Origin of the sequence: Treponema sp. J25, assembly GCF_004343725.1 — a bacterium.
Lineage (GTDB): Bacteria > Spirochaetota > Spirochaetia > Treponematales > Breznakiellaceae > J25.
Map to the genome: position 1 here is coordinate 1 of NZ_PTQW01000006.1, position 23,182 is coordinate 23,182.

General features: G+C 53.0%; 19 protein-coding genes. 1 reads left to right on the forward strand and 18 read right to left on the reverse strand.

All coding sequences use genetic code 11. The annotated features are described in order from the left end of the window. Positions 1 to 260: 260 nt before the first annotated feature. Both C5O22_RS01750 and C5O22_RS01755 read right to left on the reverse strand, forming a co-directional pair. Complete coding sequence (locus C5O22_RS01750) at positions 261 to 1,793, reverse strand: ribonuclease H-like domain-containing protein (protein WP_132779481.1); 1,533 nt, start codon at positions 1,791 to 1,793, stop codon at positions 261 to 263. Positions 1,794 to 1,804: 11 nt separating this feature from the next. After that, complete coding sequence (locus C5O22_RS01755) at positions 1,805 to 4,330, reverse strand: DEAD/DEAH box helicase (RefSeq protein WP_243692843.1); 2,526 nt, start codon at positions 4,328 to 4,330, stop codon at positions 1,805 to 1,807. 94 nt (positions 4,331 to 4,424) lie between these two features. Here C5O22_RS01755 and C5O22_RS01760 point away from each other — a divergent pair, with 94 nt between their 5' ends. Continuing rightward, positions 4,425 to 5,699, forward strand: coding sequence for a glucose-1-phosphate adenylyltransferase (locus tag C5O22_RS01760; RefSeq protein WP_132779482.1), 1,275 nt, complete (start codon positions 4,425 to 4,427; stop codon positions 5,697 to 5,699). A 94-nt stretch (positions 5,700 to 5,793) separates the two neighbouring features. Here the strand turns inward: C5O22_RS01760 and C5O22_RS01765 are convergent, their stop codons facing one another. The 16 genes from C5O22_RS01765 to murC all read right to left on the reverse strand — a co-directional run bounded on the left by C5O22_RS01765 (position 5,794) and on the right by murC (position 23,035). Beyond that, positions 5,794 to 6,501 (reverse strand): fumarylacetoacetate hydrolase family protein, encoded by a 708-nt coding sequence (locus C5O22_RS01765; protein ID WP_132779483.1) that lies wholly within the window; start codon positions 6,499 to 6,501, stop codon positions 5,794 to 5,796. A 99-nt stretch (positions 6,502 to 6,600) separates the two neighbouring features. Next, the gene (locus tag C5O22_RS01770; RefSeq protein ID WP_132779484.1) at positions 6,601 to 9,165 is read right to left on the reverse strand and encodes an ATP-dependent Clp protease ATP-binding subunit; all 2,565 of its coding nucleotides are present in this window, start codon (positions 9,163 to 9,165) and stop codon (positions 6,601 to 6,603) included. Positions 9,166 to 9,193: 28 nt separating this feature from the next. Continuing rightward, positions 9,194 to 10,300 carry a hypothetical protein gene (locus C5O22_RS01775; protein WP_132779485.1) on the reverse strand — a complete coding sequence of 369 codons (1,107 nt, stop codon included), beginning with the start codon at positions 10,298 to 10,300 and terminating at the stop codon, positions 9,194 to 9,196. 4 nt (positions 10,301 to 10,304) lie between these two features. Next, the gene (locus tag C5O22_RS01780; protein WP_132779486.1) at positions 10,305 to 10,808 is read right to left on the reverse strand and encodes a UvrB/UvrC motif-containing protein; all 504 of its coding nucleotides are present in this window, start codon (positions 10,806 to 10,808) and stop codon (positions 10,305 to 10,307) included. 33 nt (positions 10,809 to 10,841) lie between these two features. Further along, positions 10,842 to 12,143, reverse strand: coding sequence for an ABC transporter permease (locus C5O22_RS01785; RefSeq protein ID WP_132779487.1), 1,302 nt, complete (start codon positions 12,141 to 12,143; stop codon positions 10,842 to 10,844). Further along, positions 12,140 to 12,847, reverse strand: coding sequence for an ABC transporter ATP-binding protein (locus C5O22_RS01790; protein ID WP_132779488.1), 708 nt, complete (start codon positions 12,845 to 12,847; stop codon positions 12,140 to 12,142). The genes C5O22_RS01785 and C5O22_RS01790 overlap by 4 nt, the downstream gene beginning before the upstream one ends. Continuing rightward, positions 12,840 to 14,153 (reverse strand): ABC transporter permease, encoded by a 1,314-nt coding sequence (locus C5O22_RS01795; protein ID WP_132779489.1) that lies wholly within the window; start codon positions 14,151 to 14,153, stop codon positions 12,840 to 12,842. Before C5O22_RS01795 ends, C5O22_RS01790 begins: the two co-directional genes overlap by 8 nt. 7 nt (positions 14,154 to 14,160) lie before the next feature. Continuing rightward, the gene (locus C5O22_RS01800; protein WP_132779490.1) at positions 14,161 to 15,252 is read right to left on the reverse strand and encodes a hypothetical protein; all 1,092 of its coding nucleotides are present in this window, start codon (positions 15,250 to 15,252) and stop codon (positions 14,161 to 14,163) included. 5 nt (positions 15,253 to 15,257) lie between these two features. Next, positions 15,258 to 16,145 carry a signal recognition particle-docking protein FtsY gene (gene ftsY / locus C5O22_RS01805; protein ID WP_132779491.1) on the reverse strand — a complete coding sequence of 296 codons (888 nt, stop codon included), beginning with the start codon at positions 16,143 to 16,145 and terminating at the stop codon, positions 15,258 to 15,260. Positions 16,146 to 16,223: 78 nt separating this feature from the next. Then, positions 16,224 to 17,657 (reverse strand): PEGA domain-containing protein, encoded by a 1,434-nt coding sequence (locus tag C5O22_RS01810; protein ID WP_132779492.1) that lies wholly within the window; start codon positions 17,655 to 17,657, stop codon positions 16,224 to 16,226. Then, positions 17,647 to 18,763 (reverse strand): peptide chain release factor 2 gene (prfB, locus tag C5O22_RS01815; RefSeq protein ID WP_243692844.1). Its coding sequence is split into 2 segments (ribosomal slippage): positions 17,647 to 18,690 and positions 18,692 to 18,763, totalling 1,116 coding nucleotides; the frame shifts between segments, so codons are not numbered across the junction. Before prfB ends, C5O22_RS01810 begins: the two co-directional genes overlap by 11 nt. A 42-nt stretch (positions 18,764 to 18,805) precedes the next feature. Continuing rightward, positions 18,806 to 19,090, reverse strand: a complete 285-nt coding sequence (locus C5O22_RS01820) for a CRISPR-associated endonuclease Cas2 (protein ID WP_132779493.1) — start codon at positions 19,088 to 19,090, stop codon at positions 18,806 to 18,808. A gap of 86 nt (positions 19,091 to 19,176) precedes the next feature. Next, positions 19,177 to 20,016 (reverse strand): HhH-GPD family protein, encoded by an 840-nt coding sequence (locus C5O22_RS01825; RefSeq protein ID WP_132779494.1) that lies wholly within the window; start codon positions 20,014 to 20,016, stop codon positions 19,177 to 19,179. A 17-nt stretch (positions 20,017 to 20,033) separates the two neighbouring features. Next, positions 20,034 to 20,597: a (d)CMP kinase gene (cmk, locus tag C5O22_RS01830; RefSeq protein WP_132779495.1), complete on the reverse strand. Its 564-nt coding sequence runs from the start codon at positions 20,595 to 20,597 to the stop codon at positions 20,034 to 20,036. Beyond that, a complete protein-coding gene (locus tag C5O22_RS01835; protein ID WP_243692849.1) occupies positions 20,594 to 21,451 on the reverse strand; it encodes a YicC/YloC family endoribonuclease in 858 nt (285 codons plus the stop codon). Before C5O22_RS01835 ends, cmk begins: the two co-directional genes overlap by 4 nt. Positions 21,452 to 21,541: 90 nt before the next feature. Then, entirely contained in the window at positions 21,542 to 23,035 is a 1,494-nt protein-coding gene (gene murC, locus C5O22_RS01840; RefSeq protein WP_132779497.1) for a UDP-N-acetylmuramate--L-alanine ligase, read from the reverse strand. Positions 23,036 to 23,182: the final 147 nt, after the last annotated feature.

A 23,182-nucleotide genomic window follows, 5' to 3' on the forward strand; every position in this document is an offset into this window, starting at 1 on the left:
CGCTCATGGCAGCGGATACAAGATAATTAAATCACACTCTCAGGAGCCATCGCGGACGGTTTGTATCCTTCCGCGAGTGTAACCTGATTCGATTATAGTACACATCGAGGTATTCGAATACTGCTGCTCTGACCTTTCAGCAGAAGGTACGAATGTACGTTCATCAAGCTTCTCCATTCCCCCCTTTCAAGGTCTTAAAAAAGGATTCCGCACGGAAGTTGTCCCCGCAAAACCTTTTCTAAGAAAAATCTTTCAATCGTTTATAACGCTACCCACTTTTTCTGTACCCTTTTTTTTCTCTGGATGAGTTCTTGCTGTATCCTTTCGTATTCCCTTTGAGAAACAGGGAACCCCTCAGGAAAGGATCGTACCAGTTCTTCCATCCGGGTAATCCATTCCAGGGCACTGGAATAGTCCCGCCGATACCATTCGTCGATAATCGCCAGGGCCCGATACCAGCGGTACCGATCCCGGACAGTTCCTCCTTTTTCTATCGCATGCAACACCACTTCTCGGGCCTTGGCCACATCTCCCCATCGAAGGAAGAGAGCACTCCAGTACAAAGGGAAACGGGGGTTTCCCTTTTTCACGATACTCTGGGAGAGACTCTGGACCGCCTGGTAAAAAAATTGCGCCACCTCCCTGCTTGTAGCATCATCGCTTGGGGAAAACTTTGCCCTGGCCGACAATTTTTTACTTTCCAGAGTGAGAAGACCCTTTTCTTCAAAAAGTACCTCGCCAGGAGAAAGGGGAAACCTATACTTTACATACCGCCGGTACCAGCGGAGAGCAAGGGCTTCCACATCGCCTATTTCGGCTTCGAGGGCCCTGAGGGGATCCGAAAGGATATGCCCCACCTGGTAAGAAAGGTAGTACAGACTCTCCACATCACATTGATTATGGCTGGCTACCCGTACAAGGCCAGTTACATTGCCGGTCTTAAGGAAATGGAACCAATAGAGGGGAGCAAGCTCCCCCGGGATATCGTTTCCCCGGGGCCGATGCAGCACCCGTTCCTCAAGAGCTACGAGAGAACAAAGACCATGCTCATGTCTCCAGAAAAGGCGGGCAGGATACAAAAGATCGATATGATCCAACTCAGGGAACACAAGGCGATGCATGATTCCCCGGGACCGCAGGAGGGGTAGATCAAAGCGCTTTCCATTATAGGTAACAAGAATTTTTCCTTCCTTCTTACGCTGATCTAATTCCTGTTGTATTGCCTCCAGAAAAGCATATTCGCCCGGAAAATCCTCAAGGAGATACTGGGTAATCCGAAGGCTCCCATCAGAAAGGACATCTCCCAGGGCCGCAAGGAAAACCACCGTCCCGGCCCCGCCGGAAAGACCCGTTGTTTCAAGATCAAAAAAACAAAAATCGCTTATCCCTATTGTCCCCCGCCCTCTTTCTTCCAGAGCCACCCCCGGTAAGCTCTGCCAGAGCAGGACCGGCCAGGGGCTAAGCGATTCTTTCGACGCGGAGGAATTTTCTTCTATTTTCAGGAGCACCACCTGGCGCCATACCAGGCTTTCCCAATGCTCCCAGGGAAGGGGAAATATCTTCGGCGATTTCTTTTCTCCGTTTTCTTTTACACCACCCGAGCGGGAGACCTTTTCTGATTCAGCCGACCCGGGGCTTTTCCCATCAGCAGGGGCACCCGGCATCCGCGACAGGGCAGTTCCTTCCAAAACGGAGGACCTCGGCAGAAGGGTATCTCCTGTAGGAAGGGGCGATACGGAGGCCTCCTTTGAGTATTTTCGGATCCGCTCTAAGCGCTCTTTTAAACTACCCATAGGGGTTCCCCTTAGAAAGTACCGGCATGAAAAGCGGCGAGGAACTGTCTGGTTCCTTCTTTATACCCATCGGGTCCCACACAAGAAGGACAGCCTTCCTTACAGGGGCAGCGGGCAACCACATCACCCATAGCCACAAAGAGGTCCGGCAAATGCTCCAGCAGGGCTTCCGAAAGCCCCGTTCCCCCCGGATAGTGATCAAACACATACAGGGCTGGAAGACGAAAATGAGGATCCCGAACCCGTTCGGAAACGCCGATATCCCGGGAATCACACAAAAGGTAGATGGGCGCCAGTTTCTTTAAAAGGGTACCACAGCTCCGCAGCACGGCCCCCCGTTCTTCATCATCCTTAAGAGTTTCCAGGACGCGGGCCCCTTCCGAATCGGGGGGAAACAAAATCACCAGACAACGGGTATGAAGTTCTTCTTCGGGGAGCACAATATCCCCATAGCCCACATTTTCATGGGTATGAAAGCGAATCTTTTTGTACTTTGTCACCTGGGAACGGACCAGCACATCCCCCAAAAGGGCCTGGAAAAGCAGAGGGCCCTTCTCTGAAGACCCTTCGTTCTTTCCAGGAGATCCTTCGGCGGCTAGAGTCTCTCTGACAGGACTCGCTTCTTTTTTCCCGTTGGAGAGACTTCCGTTACCCGCGGCAACCTCTTCGCGGGATCCCTGGATCACCTGAATACCCCTGCCAGGGATTTGAAAAAATCGGTACAGTTCATCTTCCGAAAGGACCTTAATATCCCGCTTTACAAGCCCGTCGGTATAATAGTTTACCTCCGATTCCACCACGAGGCAGGTCCGCTTTTCTATATCGAGCTTTTGTACAATATATTGATTTCCCCGATGGATATAGACCGCATTGTCAAAGAGGAGTTCCTTGGCACTGGGCCGATCCATCTCGCCAATCACCTGATAGCGGCCACCCGTAATATCCACGATGACCACGTTGTCGGCGTTACTGGAACGGAGGCTCACTCCCTCTGCGGGATAGGAGCGATCCGCCCAGAACCAGCGCCGCCGGGGTGTTGTACCCGTACAGCGGAGTATTCCATCCTCCGTAAGGAAGTCCAACACCGGAAGGGCATCGCTCCCAAAGGGATCTTTCCCTGATGGAACAGAAACGGTGTCGGTAGCCTCCTGGACAGAGGGGCCCTCCCCTAGTTCTTCCTCCGCAAAGGGAAGTTCAAAGGCTCCACACTTAACGTGGTCCGTAAAAATGTAGGGGTTCTGGGGATTAAGACGCCCCTCTTCCGCAGGGATAGAAAAAAACCACTGGGGATGCTGCATGATAAACTGGTCCAGGGGGTTGCTGGTGGCCACGAGCACCGCGAGAGAAACGCCACCCCGGCGGCCACTGCGTCCAATCTGCTGCCAGAAGGAGTTGAAAGAACCAGGGAAACCGGCGACCACCGCCGCATCAAGGCCACCAATATCGATACCAAGTTCAAGGGCATTGGTAGAAACAACCCCTTGAATGGTGCCTTCCCGCAGGCCCCGCTCAATCTCTCGCCGTTCCCGGGGTAACAGTCCAGCCCGGTAGGGTTCAACCCGGATATGGTAGTTATCGGTATACAGGTTTTTTAAGTCCTCCCGCACATAGGAGGCGGCCACCTCCGTTTTAAGGCGGGAATGGGCAAAAAGAATCGTTTTTACCCCCCGCCGGAGCAGTTCCACCATCCAGCGGCGACTTTCCAGAATAGAACTCTTACGAATTCCCTGAACAGGATCCACAAGAGGGGGATTGTACAGAACTATCCGCTTTTCACTCGTGGGGGCCCCGTTTGTATCCACCAGAACTACCGGTCGGCCAATAAGGGTATGGGCCAAGTCTTTCGGGTTTCCAATAGTAGCAGAACAGAGAATAAACGTAGGATTCGCCTTATAAAACTGACAGATCCTCAGGAGTCGCCGGATAACATTGGCCACATGACTCCCAAAAACTCCCCGGTAGGTGTGGGCCTCATCGATTACCACATAGGCCAGGTTAGAAAAAAATTTAATCCACTTTGGATGGTTCGGCAAAATCCCCGCGTGGAGCATGTCAGGATTGGAAATGATGATCCTTCCGGTATCCCGGGCGGCAAGCCTTAAGGATTCGGGGGTGTCCCCATCGTAGGTGCAGACCTTAATGGGAAGGGCATCTCCCCCGCCAGCCACCAGGTCATTCAGTTCCGCCTGTTGATCCTGGGACAGGGCCTTCGTGGGAAAGAGATACAGGGCCCGCTCCTGGGGGTGTTCCAGCAGTCCCTGGAGAACCGGCAGGTTATAGGAAAGGGTCTTCCCCGATGCGGTGGGGGTAAGGACCATCACATCCTGCCGGGAACGGACGGCCTGCCATACCGCCCCTTGATGGCTGTAGAGCTGAGAAATCCCCTTTTTTTGCAAAGACCCTGCAAGCCGGGGATCAAGCTCCGCCGGCAAAGGGACATACCGGCCTTCCCGGGCAGGAATCGTATAGGTATACACAATGTGGGGGGCAAAAGCGGGGTGTTGTAAGAGTTCCCCCAGGATCTGCTGAGTATCCATGCTCATCATTATACAGAATACGGAAAAAGTGTCGACAGATAGAAGAAGCGGTTATATACTAGCTGTAGTACTACAGTCGTGAGGAGGCACCAGCATGTCCCAAGTGTTATCTATTATTCTCGGTGGAGGCAAGGGAACTCGCCTGTATCCCCTTACCAAGGACAGGGCCAAGCCGGCGGTTCCCTTTGGAGGAAAGTACCGCCTTGTGGACATCCCTATTTCAAATTGTATTAACTCCAACCTTCGGCGTATCTATGTATTAACCCAGTTTAATTCCGCATCTCTCCATATGCATGTGGCTCATACCTATATTTTTGACGCCTTTTCCCGGGGCTTTGTGGAAATTCTTGCGGCCGAGCAGACCTTTACCCACTCAGGCTGGTACGAAGGGACGGCCGATGCGGTTCGGAAGAATTTTGTCCACTTCCGGACCCAGAATCCAGACTACTACCTTATCCTTTCGGGGGACCAACTCTATCGGATGGACCTGCAGGACCTTATCCGTCAGCATCAGGAATCGGGGGCCGACGCCACCATTGCCTGCACCGCGGTAAGTCGAGAAGATGCAAGCCAACTGGGCATCCTTAAGGCAAACAAGAAAAATGAAATCACCGAATTTTTAGAAAAACCCGGCCCTACCCGGGATATCAGCGATTTTAAGATTCCCCCGGAACTCATGACGGATCGGCGAAGCCGGGGAAAGGATTACCTGGCTTCGATGGGTATCTATGTATTTAACGCCCAGGCCATGGAAGAAAGTCTGGACAATGATTACACCGATTTTGGGAAGGAGATTATCCCCTCCCTTATCGGGAAAAAGAAAATGAACGCCTTTATTTACGAGGGCTACTGGGAGGATATCGGAACCATTAAGAATTTCTACGAGGCAAACCTGGATCTTACCAGTCTGCGGCCTAAATTTGATTTTTACAACGAGAAGGCCCCTATCTACACCCATATGCGCAATCTTCCCCCTTCTAAAATGAACTTCAGCAATATGAACCAATCGATTGCCGCCGAAGGATGTATCATCACCAATGCGTCGATTTCAAATAGTATCGTCGGTATCCGGACCATCATCGAATCGGGGGCCAGTCTTAACGGCGTCGTATGTATGGGGGCCGATTTTTATGAATCGGAGGAGCAAAAGAAACAGAACGCCGAAGCCCGCATTCCCGATATCGGCATTGGGAAGGGGACCATCGTCAAAGGGGCTATCATTGATAAGAATGCCCGCATCGGAGAGGGCTGTCGGATAGGCATTGATGACCTTAATCGGGTGGATGGGGATTACGGGCACTACCACATTGTAGATGGGATCATCGTGATTCCCAAAAACGCCGTACTCTACCCTGGCACGGTGATATAGGATCGATAGGCAGGACCTTGCCGGACGCCTGCGGGGAGCGTCCGGCCCTGTATCGTTGTCCAGGACAGTTCAAGGGGCGACAGGAAGGTTTAGTTCAATTTTCCGTCTCATCCATAACAGGATTCGTGAGCACCCCTATGCGTTCTATCTCTACCTCTACCACATCCCCAGGACTAAGGGGGCTTACTCCGCTGGGGGTCCCTGTTGCAATGATGTCCCCTGCTTCGAGGGTCATATGCCGGGAAATAAACGAAATAAGGGTGGCCACCGAAAAGAGCATCTGTTTTGTGGAAGCCTGTTGAGTGACGTGTCCGTTGACACGGCAGCTAATAGCCAGGTTCTGAGGGTCAGGGATATCCTCTGACCGCACTATCACCGGACCAATAGGCCCAAAGGTGTCGAAGGATTTTCCCCGGAACCAGCCGGAACTATCACTTTTCTGGATATTGCGGCAACTGACATCATTGAAACAGGTATACCCATATACGTATTCCAGGGCCTGTTCTTCGGGAATCCATTTTCCCCTTTTCCCGATAATACAGGCCAATTCCGCTTCGTGATCGATCCGTAGATCGGGGAATTGATAGAGCCGGGCAAGTCGGGGAATCAAAATCGGCTCCCCGGGGCCTACAAGCACATTGGGGGTCTTTGCAAAAAGAATGGGTTCCTTCGGCAGTCCTTCCTGGGGAATAGTAATCTTAGAACTTTCTTCCACATGATCAAGGTAATTGAACCCTACACAGATAATCTTCGACGGCCGAAGGGTATATTCCCCTCCCCCCTGCACAGGAAGGGTTAGCATAGAAGGGCCCCCCTTCCCCCGGACCAATTTTTCTTTTCCGCCCTTTCCCGCCAAACCTTCCTTTCAGCCTGACCGGCAAACACCAATGGCAGCATCCTCTTAACTCCGTTCTACCGGCTGTGAGGGAATATGGGGAATGGCGGTGATAACCGGTGGAGTCCGGGTCTTTTTTATTTTAAGGACCACCTGGCCTTCCCGGACATCGGCGACAAAAACAGAGCCCCGCGGAGGATCCTCTTCCAGAATAAGAAGGGCCAGGGGATCCTCGAGCAACTTTTGCACCGCCCGTCGCATGGGCCGAGCCCCATACTTTGGATCCCAGCCCTGCTCTACCAGCACCTCCCGGGCGGCGGGCCGTACCTGAACCGAATACCCCTGCTCTGCAAGGCGTTCATTAAGGGCCTTTACTTCCAGGTCCAGAATAGCCAGCACCTGTTCCTTACTTAAGGGATGGAACACCACAATGTCGTCTACCCGATTAATAAACTCAGGATTAAAGAGCCGCTTTAACTCCGAAAGGGCGGCGGACCGAATTTCTTCCACCGACATGATACCGCTCCCCGAATTAAAACCGAGCCGGGCATCCCGGGAAATTTCCCGGGCCCCTGCGTTGCTCGTCATGATGATTACCGTGTTCCGGAAATTCACCGTGTGCCCCAGGTTATCCTTTAGTTCCCCTTCTTCCAACACTTGAAGCAGCAGATTGAACACATCATGATGGGCCTTTTCGATTTCATCGAAGAGGATAACCCGGTAGGGGTTACGACGGATCTGTTCAGTGAGGGTTCCCCCCTCTTCATAGCCGATATACCCCGGCGGCGCCCCCACAAGGCGGGATACGTTGTGTTTTTCCATAAAGTCGGACATATCGATTCTGATAAGGGCTTCTTCGCTCCCAAAAAGATACTCCGCCAGGCGCTTCGCCAGGAGCGTCTTTCCCACCCCCGTGGGGCCCAGGAAAATAAAGGACCCCTGGGGACGCTTAATAGAAGAAACCCCTGCCCTGCTGCGACGGATGGCGCTGGCTATCTGACGAATTGCCTCGTCCTGGCCAATCACAGCTCGATGCAGCTCTTCTTCGATATGGAGGAGCTTCCGGGAGACACTTTCTTCCAGTCGAGTAAGGGGAATACCGGTCATCTCGGAAACCACCGCCCGCACGTCCGCCTCCGTAACTTCCGGCCGGCGTTCATTACTGAGTCGCTCCCAGTTCTGTCGGACCGATTCAAGGTGATACCGGAGGGAACGGACCTGGTCTCGTATAATCGCTGCCCGCTCATAATCCTGGCGGGCCACCAGAGCCATTTTTTCTGCGGTAAGGCGTTTAATTTCCGCTTCAATCTCCTCTATTTCGGGGGGACGAACCTCATTTTCGAGCTTCTTCTTAGCCCCCGCTTCATCCAGCACATCAATTGCCTTGTCCGGCATATACCGACCCGTAAGGTAGCGCTGGGCCAGGGTAACCGCCGCTTTCAGGGCCCCCTCGGTATACACCACCCGGTGATGGGCCTCATAGCGCTGCCGAATTCCTTCCAGGATCTGCAGGGTCTCCTCCGGGCTCGGTTCATCGACCAGTACCATCTGAAAACGCCGTTCCAAGGCGGCATCCTTTTCAAAGTGTTTTCGGTACTCCGCCAGCGTGGTGGCCCCAATACACTGGATTTCCCCCCGGGAAAGGGCGGGCTTCAGCATATTGGAGGCATCGATGGTTCCCTCGGCACCGCCCGCTCCAATGACGGTATGAATTTCATCAATAAAGAGAATAATGTTTCCCGCCTGGCTAATTTCCTTCATGATTCGCTTAAGGCGCTCTTCGAATTCCCCCCGATATTTGGTCCCCGCCACCACCGACGCCAGATCGAGGGTAATGAGCCGCTTATCCATGAGTATTTCCGGCACATTCTCCGAGGCAATAAGCTGGGCAAGCCCTTCTACCACTGCCGTCTTCCCCACCCCCGGTTCTCCTACCAGGATGGGATTGTTCTTTGTCCTCCGGGCAAGGATACGCACCACCCGCTGCACTTCTTTTTTTCTCCCGATAACAGGATCCAGGTTTCCTGTTCGAGCAAGGGCGGTAAGATCCCGAGAAAATTCATCGAGCACGGGGGTCCGCACCGCCTTTTGTGTTGGGTTTGCCGCGGTCGGCCCTGGGCCACGAATTTCTCCCGCCGAAGAGGGGCCGTTCGCATCGGATCGTCCCCCTTCGTGTTGTCCGTCATCATGCTGGTGGGCCAAAAGATTTTTCAACACCGAACGGAGTATGTCCAAGGAAATTGCATGGGAATGGAGGTATCTACTCGTAGGGGTGTCTTCCTCCCGGGCTGCAGCCAAAAGGATGTGTTCCGTTCCCACATAGTCATGACCAAAGGTACGGGCCTCCTCTGCGGCGGTTTCCAGAAGGACTCTGGCCCTCCGGGAAGGGGGGATGTCTCCAAACACATAGGCCTGGCTTTTCTGGGGAACTTCCCGTTCAAGGAAGTGACGGAAGTCCTGAAGATCTATATTGAGCTCTTCCAGGGCCTTACATGCCACACCGGTTCCCTCTTTGAGCAGGGCGATCATGATATGTTCTGGCAATAGTTGATCCCCATTAAAACGACGAGCCTCATCTTGAGCTAACACAGAAAGTATTTTCTGAGCCCGCTGGGTTAAACCTTTAAACACGGTGTTCCTCCGCTACTCTTACATCCTACTACGGGAGAGCCCTTCTTACAAGAAGGGCCCGCACCTTTTTCGGGTTTTCTTTTTTACCTGCCTCCGCAAGTAAATCCCTTATTTCTAAATTAATCATTTGAGGGCCCAGCGTAAACCAGAGGGTATCGAGGGCCCCATAGGAGGGGATATTCTTTTCTTGAGGAAGAATGCCATAGGCAAGACCCATGCGCACCTGGGCAAGCATAAAACGGGCCTCCTCTTCATCAAGGAGAAGGGCAGCACGAAGCACCGCTAGGGCCTTAGCCACCCCATCCTGTAGTTCTTCCATTTCCTCTTCCAGATGATAGTGTCGGGCCTTCCGCTCGGTAAGCACCACTTTTTCAAGGTGTTCCTCAAAAAAGGCGAGGGCCTCTTCTTCACTCATCCCGGCGGGGACAGAAAAGCGCAAATTCACCAGGGGAAGATGATCCTCCGTGTTCTCTGAACTGCCCTGTTCTCCCCTTCCCCAGACAGTATCCAGAAAGACTAATTCAATACCCTTGCTTACCAGGTTCCCTGAGATCCGTTCAAACAGTTCCTTTGCAAGGATAGCGGGGATAAAAACCAGGGCTTCCAGCGTCATAGCCGCGCCACAGAGGCTAACATCGGAAGTTAAAAAACCGAATTCCTCATGGCAGGCCCACTGAAGCGTTCTATCAAGGGCTTCATCGATCTGAACAAGGTCTTTCCACAACGAACGGAAGGAAACCCCACCCTGGGTGAACACGACCTGCAAGTGATCTTCCCCGCCAAGGTAATACAAATTTCCTGCGGGCCGCCATATACAGGCCCCCTCATCTTCGGGGACCGAAAAAGGGAAAAGAGGATAGAGTTCCCGTACGGCGGGGGAAGAAAGAAGAGTAAGCCCCCCTGCATCTTTCCCGGGGAAAAGGTTATGAGTATCCGATTCTACAGGATGAAAAGAGGTATCTACCTGAGCAATGGCGGCCTTGAGCTTTTCTCGCAGGGGTTTTCGCTCCACCTCCGGAAGCCGGGCAGGGAACGGAAAGCCCTCCAGGTTTCTCCGGATACTTATACGGCTGTACAGGACCACATCCTGAGGAGCACTCGAAGAAAACCAGGGCAGCACCAGCGAAGGCTCCATAGGGTTATGCTCCTTGTTCTAACTGTTGAATTGCGTCCCGATACTGGGCCGCTTCCTCATATCGCTCTTTTTCAAGGGCCTCTTGCAACAGTTTCCGTAGCCGTTCTAGCTCACTCTGCCGATTCTGCTGATTGCGGAGAGAAACTGAAAGACGGCCCTTGTATCCCCCTTCTTTCCCATAAGAGATAATTTCTTTCTTTAAAAGGTTTTTAAATATGGCATAGCAGCGGGCACATCCGGCCCGCTGGGATTTTTGAAGATCCCGCCAGGTGGTACCACAAAAGGGACAGAATTCGTTTCCCGTTCCCTTTTTTCCTCGACTGTTTCGAACCGTTTGGGGAAAATTCTTGAGAAGTTCCATAAGGGCCTTCCCGACATCCTCTGAAAGATGTACAAGGCCATGACTTTTTGCACATTCTTCACACAAATGAAGTTCTGTTGGGCCCTCGCTCCCAACCTGATGGATAAACACAACAGCCTGACGCTCTCTACATATATCACATTTCATGATTGTTCGCTCCCTCTTTCTGGTGCCAGAAGATCATTGTTTTTGCAAAATTGCTACCGGCGAAATGGCCCCTGCCCTTCGGGCCGGCCCCCAGCCGGCAAGGGTACCAATAAGCACCGCCGCCCCGTATATTCCCAGGACCATGGGCCAGCGGATTATTACCGGAATTTCCACCAGGTAATAGGATGGATTAAGAAGGTGGAGGGGTTCTCCATGAAAAAACCCTCTGACTGTATTAATAACAATCTCCACCCCTTGAAGAATCTCATTTATAGTATACCCAATTCCAAGGCCAATGGCGATACCCACCAGAGCCCCCATCATCACGGTGATCAGGGCCGATCGAATAAAAATGCCCTCAATATCTTTTGGGCTTGCACCGGAGGCTTTAAGAATTGCGATTTCCCGGTTTTTATCTATCACGAGCATGGTGGTGGCGGCCGTCACATGGAAAGAGGCCACGATCATGATGAGGGTCATAATAAAAAGAAGTAATTGCTGGGTCGCCTTAAAAGAGGCATACTGGGTGGCAAGCAACTCTTTCCATGAGTAGACCCCATAGCCACTTCCTAAATATTCCTGCAGGTCCTGGACCAGGACTTCTAGATTCCCATAGGGGTTTTCGGTCTTTATCATATAAAATGTCCGGGAATTTTCGGGAGTCACAATGCGAGACTCAAGGGAAAGGGGAACAAAGCACCAGAGTTCATCAAGTTCCCGATATCCCGCCTGGACGATGCCCCGAACCGTAAGGCTCGTCACCCGGGGGATAAGGCTCCCATCAGCGCCGGTCCGCAGGGTCATCAGCCGAACGGTGCTCCCCACCGTGGCGCCAATGGTCCCTGCGATGGTACTTCCTAACAGACACTCCCCCGCTCCTTTAAAAGAAAGTTCCCCCGCCACAAGGGTAAGGTACCGTTTACTTCCCTGATTTTCCAGGAAGGGTTCACTAACGGCCCGAAGCTGGGCGCCACTTTTTCCCTTTGGCCCCACCAGAATCCCGAGGCTTTGGACTTCTCGCCAGTACCCAGTGATAAGGGGTTCCGCAGACGATCGCTCCGCCCCATTTTTCTGAGAGAGAAAGGCCTTTATGGGGTCATTTTCCCCTTCCTCAGCCCTTATATAGGGATAAATCTGTACATGCCCCGTTCCCAGTTCCAGGAAACGATCGGTAATACCCTGAATCATTCCATCCGACACGATGAGGGTTACTATAATGGGAATCATACTGATGGCAATGCTGATTCCCGCACCCCGCAGGTAACGGCCCCCATCCCGTTCTTTTCCCCAGAGGTAGCGGATGGCACAATACCAACGAAACCCCTCTCTCGTCATACAGGAACCTCTGATGTCGGATGAAGGGCCCCCTCCCGGAGCACGTAACGTTTGTGGGCCCGGGCGGCAATGTGCTGATCATGGGTAACGAGCACCAGGGTGCGGTTATGTTTGCCGGTAATTGCAAAGAGGAGTTCTATTACCAGGGCACTATTGCGGGGATCCAGATTTCCCGTGGGTTCATCCGCCAACACCAGTAGGGGCATATTGATGAGAGACCGGGCTACCGCTACCCGTTGACGCTCTCCCCCTGAAAGCTGGGAAGGATAATGGTGCATCCGCTCTTCCAAACCTACTTCCGTAAGTAACTGGCGAGCCCGCTCCATGGCTTGCCGTTTGGATTCCCCCGCCATAAAGGCGGGAAGCATCACATTTTCCAGGGCCGTAAAATCCTTAAGGAGATAATGAAATTGAAAGATAAATCCCACATCCCGGGATCGATACCGATAGAGTTCCTGTTCCTTCATCCGATGAAGTTCATAGGGCCCTACCACCACTTCTCCCGCATCGGCCCGATCAAGGGAGCCCATAATATTAAGGAGCGTGCTTTTACCACACCCACTTTCGCCCGTAATAGCCACCGACTCGCCGGGAAAAACATCAAGGGAAAGGTCCTGCAAAATAGCAAGGCGCTCTGAACCTGAGTCATAGGACTTGTAAAGGTGACGGATCGTTATACAAGGAAGAGAAGCATTTTCATTCATAACGCAGAACCTCCGCAGGGCGTAGGGTAGTGATTTTCCGGGATGCCAGGAAGGCCGCCAGGGTGGAAACCACTATAGGGAAGAGTAAAATCAAAAGGATATCCAGAGGAAGGAGTCGGCTTGGAACCGTTTTAAGATAGAAAATCTGAGGAGAAAAAATACCAAAGGTGCCCATTTCTATGGGATGTGCGGTAAACAACGAAATTCCCCAGGCAAGCCCTTTGAGGACCCCATTAACCACAGTTTCCAAAAAAGTAAAAAAAGGCCCTATATTAAAGGCAATTAACACCCCGGGGAACAACCCTATAAGGGCGCCCCCGCAGCCGATGAGCAGCCCCTCAAAGGTAAAAATCATCCGAATGGCCCGAGGAGAAGCCCCGATAGCCTGAAATAGGGCTAGTTCCTCCTGTCGTTCCAGCAGGGCCCGACGCTGGCTCTGAAAAATATTAAGGCCCACCACAAGAAAAATAAGGGCTACCAGGAAAAACATCAGGGACTTTTCAGTTCGGAGGGCCTGAAAGAAGGCCCTATTGTAATCCCGCCAGGATTCACTATGCAGGGATGGAAACAGTTTTTTAAGTGAAAATAAAACTTCCCCCTCCCGATAGGGATCAGTAAGTTTTATCCCTATCACCGGGCGGGTAGCCGAAGACACCAGGGAAAGACCGTTTTCATAGGGAATAAAGCCCCAGGCTGCATCGTACTGATAGTAACCACAGCGGAAAAGGCCGGTCACAAGAAACTCATGAACCGCCGGGTTCCCTTCTTCCCCGAGATCCCCAACCAACCAGAAAAGGGTAAGCCGATCCCCCACCGAGACCCCCAGGGAACGGGCCAACTCGGCCCCAAGAATGATACTGTTTGGTTGAGAAAGATCAAAGCTTCCCTCTTCTATGTGGAGTTTTTTAAGAAAACCCCTGTCTTCCTGGGCCCTCCTACCATCCAGAGCCCGGACCACGCAAACCTGGGGATTACGTCGGGAACCTTTTATAAGTCCCTGGAATTCTATAAAGGGTGTGGTAGATCGAATACGGCTATCCTGAGCAAGATAGCTCATCAATTGGTCCCTTGTCGCCTCGTCCTCCGGGAGCACACTTCTAAGATGATAGGAGGCTATTTCCAAAATGCTTTCTATAAACCCCAGTTGAAAACCATTCATCACCGAAAGGATGATAAGAAGGGCGCACACCCCCGTGGCAATTCCCCCGATGGCGAAAAAACGGGAAAAGAAACGGGAGCGGCCGCCTTTTTTAGGTCCCCCCCCAAGGTAGCGTCCAGCCACAAATACAATCCAGGCTTTTCCCATATGGACGTTACCTCCTCCTCCCGGGCCACTCTTCCCGAACTTTTACGCCCCCTTCCCGGACAATGCGCAGAATAGTTTTTCCATTCTGATACAGTTCTTCCACTTCCTGTTCTCCCTGATAGAACACCCGCCGTTCCAGAACACCCTGCTGATAGTTCCGTTCTTCCGTAAGACGTCCTTCCGTATCATACTGATAGGAGGTGCGGCTTTCCCGGCCATCGGGGTAAACCCGCCGTTGTTCTACAAGACGATCTGAATCCCAGCGATTGTACACCGTCACCACCAGGGCACCCTTTTCATCCAGTTGCCTTTCTTCCAGTACCCTGCCGCGGGAATCCAGGTTTACCTCGCTTTTTTTGACTCCCTGTTCTCTTTCAGCCATACCAATGCCAAGGGACCCCTTCTCGGAAGAAGGGATGGGGTCATTCCCTAAACCTAAAAGGGATACAAAAGAAATATTCTCCCTTTCCCCCGTATCGGCGTATTCCCGATACACGGCACGGAGTGCCCCTGTTCGATCATATCGATACCGATCTTTCCACAGGGTTTTTCCACGAAGATCCTGGACATCTCCCTGTACCAGCACAGAGCCATCATAGGTATAATAGGCCACCAGTCCCTCGTAGAAATTTTCCTCCTGTTTTTGGGCTTCCGCCCCTCCCTCGGGAGCTTTTCTTTCACTCCACTCTTCGATACGACGCCGTCCCTGGACATCAAGGACTTCGACGAAACGACGGTTATACTGATCCTCCTGAACTCGTCCGAGCAACCCCAGGGAGGCATCGTAGATACGATACCGCATCAGAATGGGCTTCCCCCGATGAAAGAGCTCCGCCTTTTCAAGTTGGGCCATCTGGGGGAAATACCGTTCCCGCAGTTCCTTCGCTAGTAAGGAAGGGGCGGCCCAGTCTACCCGCAGGGCATACTCCTGCTTTTGAGCCACCAGGGCAGGAACTTCCCGCAGAGGGATTCCCGCCGCATTGGAGAGGTACCACCGTTCTGCGGCAAGGGGAAAGAGGATGAAGAGCCCCCACATTGCCACAAGGGCGATGCCTCTGGAGGAATAATCAAACCCTCGGAAAGCCCGTTCTATCCCCATAGGATCTATGCCAGCCCCACGAATTCCCCTACAAAACGTTCTAGTTGAAAGGGCCTTAAGTCTTCGTATCGTTCCCCTTCTCCTAAAAAAAGAATGGGCAGTGAAAGTTGGCGGCCCAGGGGAAACACCACCCCTCCCCGGGCGGTAGAATCATACTTGCTCAGGATTACCCCATCCAGGTGTACCGCCTGGTGAAACACCTCTGCCTGGGAAAGAGCATTCCTTCCGGTGGTGGCATCCAGAACGAGGATCTTCCGAGAAATCCAATCCCCTGCGCGGGAAGCAATAACCCGATCGATCTTTTTCAATTCCTCTACCAGGGCGGTTTTGGTGTGCATCCGCCCCGCCGTATCGGCAATGACCAGTTCTGCCTGCTGGGCATGGGCCGCTTCAAGGGCATCGTAGACCACCGCCGCCGGATCCCCCCCACTCTGGTGGGCCACCACCCGAAGATGTAACCGCTCCCCATGGATTTTAAGTTGATCTATGGCCCCCGCCCGGAAGGTGTCCGCCGCCGCCAGGATTACCTTTCGGCCCTCTTTTTGATAGCGGGCCGCCAGTTTAGCACAGCTGGTGGTTTTTCCTACCCCGTTTACCCCCAAAATAAGAAAAACACCCCGTTCTTGTGGATTCAAAAGGGGACCTTGATTTTTATAGAGAGGATCCAGTTCTTCCACAAGAATTCTTGCCAAAAGTTGCCGGACTTCCCCCGCCTCAGAGAGGCCTTCCTTCTTACAGCGGATGCGGAGTTTTTCCACCACAGAAACACTTTCCTGGGCCCCCAGGTCTCCCTCGACAAGGTAATCCTCAAGGTGTTCAAAAAAGTCCTCCGAAATACCCCGACTTCCCTGAATAAGCTGTTTTAGTTTTTCCGCAAAGCTCCCCAGTCCCATAAAAAGCTACACTCCTCTTTCATCGCTATGGATTCATCATACCCGCATCATCCAATCTTTTTTGCATCCTAAAACCCTTCATCGGGGCTCCACAAGGGGCACCGTTTGTTGGGTCACCCCATCAATATACCTATTAAGATGATAGAGGGACTCTGCCAGGAAGATTCCCGTCACTACCCAGGCCCCGGCTGACACATAGTAGGTCCGCTGGGCATCGCCAAGGAGATTATACAGACCCTGGTATTCTACCGCGATAACATAATTTTGATATATCCCATTCAGCAAAAAAGCCATCGGCAGGGCAAGCCAAAAACGGCCAAAGGCCTGATAAAACCGTTTCCGCGTAACCTCCACCGAAGGGGGATCCTTTTTCTCAGAAGCAAACTGCCAGCTGATACCCTGAGGTGCTGGCCGATCATACTCAAGGCGGGTCACCAGGGTCTGTTCCTTTCCGTCGGGACTCACCAGTTGGATGGCTTCGAGCGCCCCCGGGGCAAGAGTAAGGGAAAGGGGCGTGGTGCCTACATAGAGGCCCCCGAGGTACACCCGGGACTGTTCGGGGCTTGTTTCTACCGACAGGGCCTGCAACGAGAGGGGTTTTAAGGAAAGGGCCACCCTGGTGAGGGCCCCGGAAGCCCGGTCTACCGAAAGGCTATAGAGATAATAGCCCGGGACCCGAAAGAGGAGATTGAAGGTCCGGGGTGGCCCCACAAGACGGCTCCCCGAGGGGAAAGGGATACCGTCCACGATAACCGAGGCATCCTTAGGTTCTACCTGGATTTCCAGAACCCCTAGGTCTTTACCAGAAAGAACCCTCCACAATTCATACACCACCGCTTCCAAGGCCCGTTCCTGATCCTCCGTGGCAAAGGCGACTACATCTTCATAGATGATTCGGTCCTCCAGGGCACTGTACAGGGACAGGGAAAGCTTCCACCGCCCATAAAAGGACTGAAGAAATCCGCCCAGCAGGGCATCTACTTTTTTTTCTTTGCAATAGGAGCGGCGCTCTCCTTCTTTCGGCATAGGAGGGAAGGTATCTTCCGTCCCGGCAGGGAGCACCTTGAGAGGAACAGGGTTTGGGGGAAGCGGAAAGGCTTCCTGAGCAGCGGCGAGGTTCTTTTGCAATTCCGCAAGGGTCTGATCAATCTTTTTTCGTTCTTCTTCGTATTTTGATGACCCAAGACCCTTAAAAAGAAGGGCATCCCGCTCTGAGCGCTTATTCGCAATTTCTTTGGCAAGCTGCTGGATTCTCTCCTGCTGGAGCTTTCGCTGATAACGTTGTAGTTCCTCGGCACTCCGCTCCCGTTCAGAAAGCTCTGAAAGGTAGGACCGGAGTTCCCTCATAATAACTGCCCCCAGATAGCGCTGAGATTCCTGCAAAGAAGCCGTATCCAAGGCGGTAAGCTGAAGGACCCAGGGGGACCTTTCTTCCTGGCCCCCCCACAGCCCCATCCCCACCATGAAAAACCAGGGGAGTATCAAGAGGCGTCGAAGTTTTTTACTGGGCATGCTGATTAGATTGCCACACAAACCGCAGATACCCCTCGATAAATATATCGATATCTCCGTCCATGACGGCCTGAATATTTCCCACCTCTATCTTGGTACGGTTATCCTTTACCAGCGTATATGGCTGAAACACATAGCTTCGGATTTGGTTACCCCATGAGATGTCCTTTTTCTCCTGGGCAAATTTTTCGTGTTCCTTTTCTTTTTCGGCCCGGTAGTATTCATAGAGCCTGGCCTTGAGCATGTTCATGGCGATGGCCTTGTTCTTTATCTGGCTCCGTTCATTCTGGCAGGCCACCACAATTCCCGTGGGGATATGGGTAATGCGGACCGCACTGTCCGTTTTGTTCACATGCTGGCCCCCGGCACCCCCGGAACGATAGGTATCGATCCGTAGGTCCTCAGGGCGAATCTCCACTTCCACCGAATCATCCAGGAGAGGAAACACATACACCGAAGCAAAGGAGGTATGACGGCGGGCGTTCGCATCAAAGGGAGATATCCGCACAAGCCGATGGACACCTGACTCCCCCTTCAGGTATCCATAGGCATAGGGGCCTTCGATCTGGACGGTCACCGATTTAATGCCCCCTTCGGCTTCTAGGAGATCCAGTTCTTCCACCTGGAAGCCCCGCCGTTCGGCCCATCGCAGGTACATGCGGTAGAGCATCCGGGCCCAGTCACAGGCTTCGGTTCCTCCCGCCCCCGCATGAACCGTAAGGAAGCACCCCTTTTCGTCCACCTCACCGGACATGAGTTCCACGATGTTGAGCTTTTCAAAGCGACTTTCTAGGTCCCGAAGGGTCTGCTCTATTTCCGCCGCATGGGATTCATCCCCCTCTGCCTCCGCAAGCTGGTGAAGCACCTCCAGGTCCTCCACCTCTTGCACTAACTTTTTCCACGGTTCGTACCGATTCCTAAGGCCCTTCAGTTCTGCCAGGACCTTTTCGGCCCCTTCCTGGTCATTCCAAAAGTCCGATTCTTGGGTCCTTGTCTCTAGGACCTGTATCTTTTGTGCTATTCCCGATGCTTCAAAGACGCCTCCAGGTATCCATGATACGGGCCTTTAAAGCTTGAATAGGAGACCCTAACTCGATGAGCAACATACGATTCTTACTCCTTTCTATCTAGACGATGATTATGGGGTCTTATTTTTGTGCCGGCGGACGGGAGACCAACTTTTGCCATTTTTTATCTTTCAGGTATGAAATCACCAGGGTCCCTTCCACCGGATACTGGTATATCCTGATTCTATCAAAGGCATCGGTAGCCCGGTCAAGATCGTACTTAAGGCGAACAAGGGTATCCGGATGTATCAGAGCCGATTCCCATACTCCCCGTTGAACCTTCTCAAAGCCATACTGGGCAATGATGTTGGCCAGTTCGCGGGCCCGCTCTTCTGAACCAGGATCCAGCACTACCGAAACAAACATATGTTTACCTTACCCTATCAGGGCCATTCTGTCCATAAGGGAGAATCGAGGTAGAGAAACCAGGGCCCTTAAAAAACCAGCGGCTCTTACCTCTCGGGTGCTCCACTGGCAATGCGATACTGCCCTTCCGATTCGGCAACAAAGGATTCCTTTTGCAGGTCCTGGAGGACCGAAGCAAGCCGGGTCCTTTCGTAGCCAGCATGCTGTTCCAGTTCTTCCAGGGTAAGGGCCCCTTCCCGGGAAAGAATACGGAGAATGGCCCCTCGAATTTGACGACGGGACCCCTTAAAGGGGCTTTGGCGATTATAGTGGGCGCTCTTTCGAGAAGGATTGGGGAGAATTTTCTTAAGGGCCGCCCCGTAATCCATAAGGGCCCAGTACCACTCCCGGGGCCGTTCTCGGTCCAGGGCCGCCTCCAGGATGGGCACCAGTTCCTGATCCGGCACACCCTCCCGATCTTGAAAAAAGAAGTGGAGCACCGCCGCCCGGATGTTGGTTTCGATAAAAACTTCGGGGGTATTGTAGGCAAAACAAGCCACCGCCCGGGCGGTATACGGTCCGATGCCGGGCAGCCGTTCCAGTTCGTGCACAGAAGCGGGGACCAGTCCTCCATAGTGTTCAGTAATACGGCGGGCCGCTTCCTGAAGGTACCGGGCCCGTCGATTGTAGCCCAGGCCTGACCACTCCTTAAGCACCTCCGGGAAGGGGGCCGCTGCGAGCAGCTCTGGCCGGGGCCAGCGTTGCATCCACCGTTCGTAATAGGGCACCACCCGTTCGGTCTGGGTCTGTTGGAGCATCACCTCCGAAACAAGGACACCCCAGGGATGGACAGTCCTCCGCCAGGGGAAATCCCGTCCCGCTTCCTTAAAATGGGACCACACGGCGCTTGTAAAGGCTTCTAAAAGCTCTTTCTGTTCCTGTTCCATACAGGCTCGCACAGAAATCAGGGGGATTGGCCCGGAAGGGGACCATATCCCCGTTGAGAAAGGGCTTTCACTATCTGTTCCACAATCTCTTCCGGGCCGGGCTGATCCACATCAATGATAAGATCCGCAAAATCATACACATCATTATCAATCCCATATAACCGGAGGTACCGTTCCCGATCCTGCCGGTCCCGTTCCAGGGTAAACCGGGTTATGGTCTCGAGGTCGCCCCCCTCCCGTTGTTGAATCCGTTGGGCCCGTACCTCCGGCTGAGCCCGGAGGTACACCTTGAGATCCGCCTCGGGGAGCATCCAGATAGCCAGCCGGGAACCAAGCACACAGCCCCCATCTTGCCGGGCAAGCTCCACCTGTCGGCGATCCACTTCCCGGTCCCACCAATCATCGGTACTAGCCCGGCGCAACACCTCTTCGAGGGAGAGCCCCTGTTCCTGGGCCAGGTTCCGAAAGGTAAAATTGATGCACCGGAGCCCGAGACGGCTTGCCAGAAGCCTGCTCACCGTGGTATTGCCACAGCCACTCTTCCCGGAAATAGCGATCCGTAGGTCCTGAACTGCCTTCATTCCACATTCCTTAACTGTTCCCGGATATTTTCCAGGGCATCCTTCATGGCCACCACCGCCTGGCTTACTTCAATGAGGGGACTCTTACTTCCGATGGTGTTTACTTCCCGATTCATTTCCTGGCAAAGAAAATCAAGCTTTTTCCCTGGCGCAGGATTTTCTTTGAGTTCCCGGCGGAATTCCTTAAGATGAGTCATAAGGCGGCTTATTTCCTCCGAAATGGTATACTTCATGAGAAGTACCGCCGTTTCTGTCAGGATGCGGTTTTCATCCACCAGATCCCCCATCACTTCCTGAAACCGCTGACGCAGGTTTTTCTTGATATGTTCTTCCAGCTGGGGCGCATGTGTTTGTACCGTGGCAAGGGATGTTTCGATGGTTCCTACATGCCGAAGGATATCCTCGGCGGTAGCCTCCCCTTCCCGGGCCCGCTGGGCTTCAAACTGACGCATCGCCTCTTCCAGGGCCTGATTCAGAAAAGGACGATACCGCTCGGGATCCCGCTTTTTTTCTACCTGGAGCACCCCTTCCATGCTGACAATGGTAGCCAGTCGTGGAGTTTCTCCAAGACCGAGGGCCGCGCTCAATTCCTGTAATGCCTTATAGTAGGAGAGGGCCATAGGGGTATCCACCACCACTTCGCTCTCAGAGACAAGTTCCCGCAGTCGTACCGTCACCTCCACTTTGCCCCGCTCGCAATGGTCCGCCAGGTATTCCCGAATGGGTTGCTCAAAAACCATAAGAGAAGAAGGAAGGTTGATATTCAGCTCGAGAAAACGGCTATTGTAGCCCCGAAGTTCTACCGAAAGGCTTCCAAAATCGGCGGTTTGTTCTCCATAGCCGTATCCTGTCATACTTTTCACATCATTCCTCCTCGCCCCTGTACTTCACCATTCTTACTACGATAGTCCTTTCCCATCTTTGTAAGCTTGTAAAGGCCCGTTTTAGTTTTCCCCGGTTTTTTCCTGGTTTCGTAACGCTTCGTACAGGGCCCTTCCCAGTTTCCAATTATCCCCTGCTCCCATGGTAATAAAAAGATCCCCCGGTCGTAAGGTCCTTTGCAAAAAAGGAAGGGCCTCGAGGGGATCGTCAAAATAGTACACCGCTGGGTACAGGGAAGCGGCCCGCTCAAAAAGGGTCTTTCCTGTTACCCCGCCCGTATAGGTTTCCCGGGCAGAGGGATAAATGGCATGGAGCAGCACCATATCCGCATCATAGAAGGATGCGGCAAACTCATCCAGGAGGGAAGCGGTCCTACTGTAGGTGTGACTCATAAAGCTTACAATCAGGCGACGCCGGGGATAAAAGGCCCGAAGTCCCGCCAGGGTCGTTTTAATTGCCGTAGGATGATGGGCGTAATCATCCATGATAAGGATTCCCTGGGCCTCGCCGATCCGTTCGCTCCGCCGCCGACTTCCCCGAAACGAGGCCAAGCCTCGCCGAAGGGCCTCCAGACGGGAAGCGGTCCAGAGCTCGGGCAGAATCTCTGTAAAACCATCGGCCTTCCCATCAAAGGTAGCGAGGAGGGAGCTTACCAGAGCGATGGCCCCCGTCGCGTTGAGCACCGTATGGAAACCAGGAACGGAGAGCGAAAACTCCCCCTCCATTCCTCGCAGACTAAAAAGGGTACACTCCTCTCCCTGGCGGACGGCGGTAACCCCAAAGGGGCCTTCCGCAGTTTTCCCGTACGGGATACGTTGAATATCCGGCCTGAGCGCCCCAATCCGATCGGCCACGTCCCGGGCCCCGGCATCATCATAACAATAGATGAGCAGCCCTCCCTGGGGCAGCCGTTGAGCATATTCCACAAAGGCATCCCGGATAGATTCATAGGTAGGATAATAGTCTTGATGATCGCTTTCTACGCTGGTTAAAAGGATCCGGCGCGGAGAAAAGGCCAGAAAATGTCGTCGATATTCGCAGGTTTCTGCCACAAAGAAGGTATTTCCCAGAATAAGGGTAGAACGGTTATTAAAATTGCTAACCCCACTTCCCGCAAGAACCTGGGCGGGAAGGTTAAGCTCCTTAAGGATCGTCCCTACCAGGGCAGTGGTGGTGGTTTTCCCGTGCACCCCCGCCACCGCCGACGAATCGAAACGACGAGAATAGGCTCCCAGAGCATCGGTGTATTTTATGATAGGAATCCCCATCTCTCGGGCTCGGAGGAGTTCCACATGACTTCCCGGGTCATAGGCCGCCGAATGGATCACCAGTTTTGTGTCGGGTAAAAGGTTCTGGGCCGAAAAGCCCTCCTGCACCGGGATGCGTAATTCCTTAAGAATGGCATCCGTATAAAATTGGTCGGCCGTGTCAGACCCCCGGATCCGGGCTCCCTGCGCAGAAAGCAATTCTGCCAGGGCACACATACCCGTTCCTTTTATACCCACCATATGGATGGGGACACCCACCAACCTTTCCGGAAGCTCCACCATACTCATAAAACCCTATACTACCGAAAGCTCCGTCTTTTGGCAATGTATAAGGTGGGTCAGATTGGTAAGCCCTGGCCCAAGGGAAAAGCGTCATATAAAACACCCGGGCCCTTCCCCCAAACATAGGCAGTGGCCTTGTCAAAAAGGAAAAAA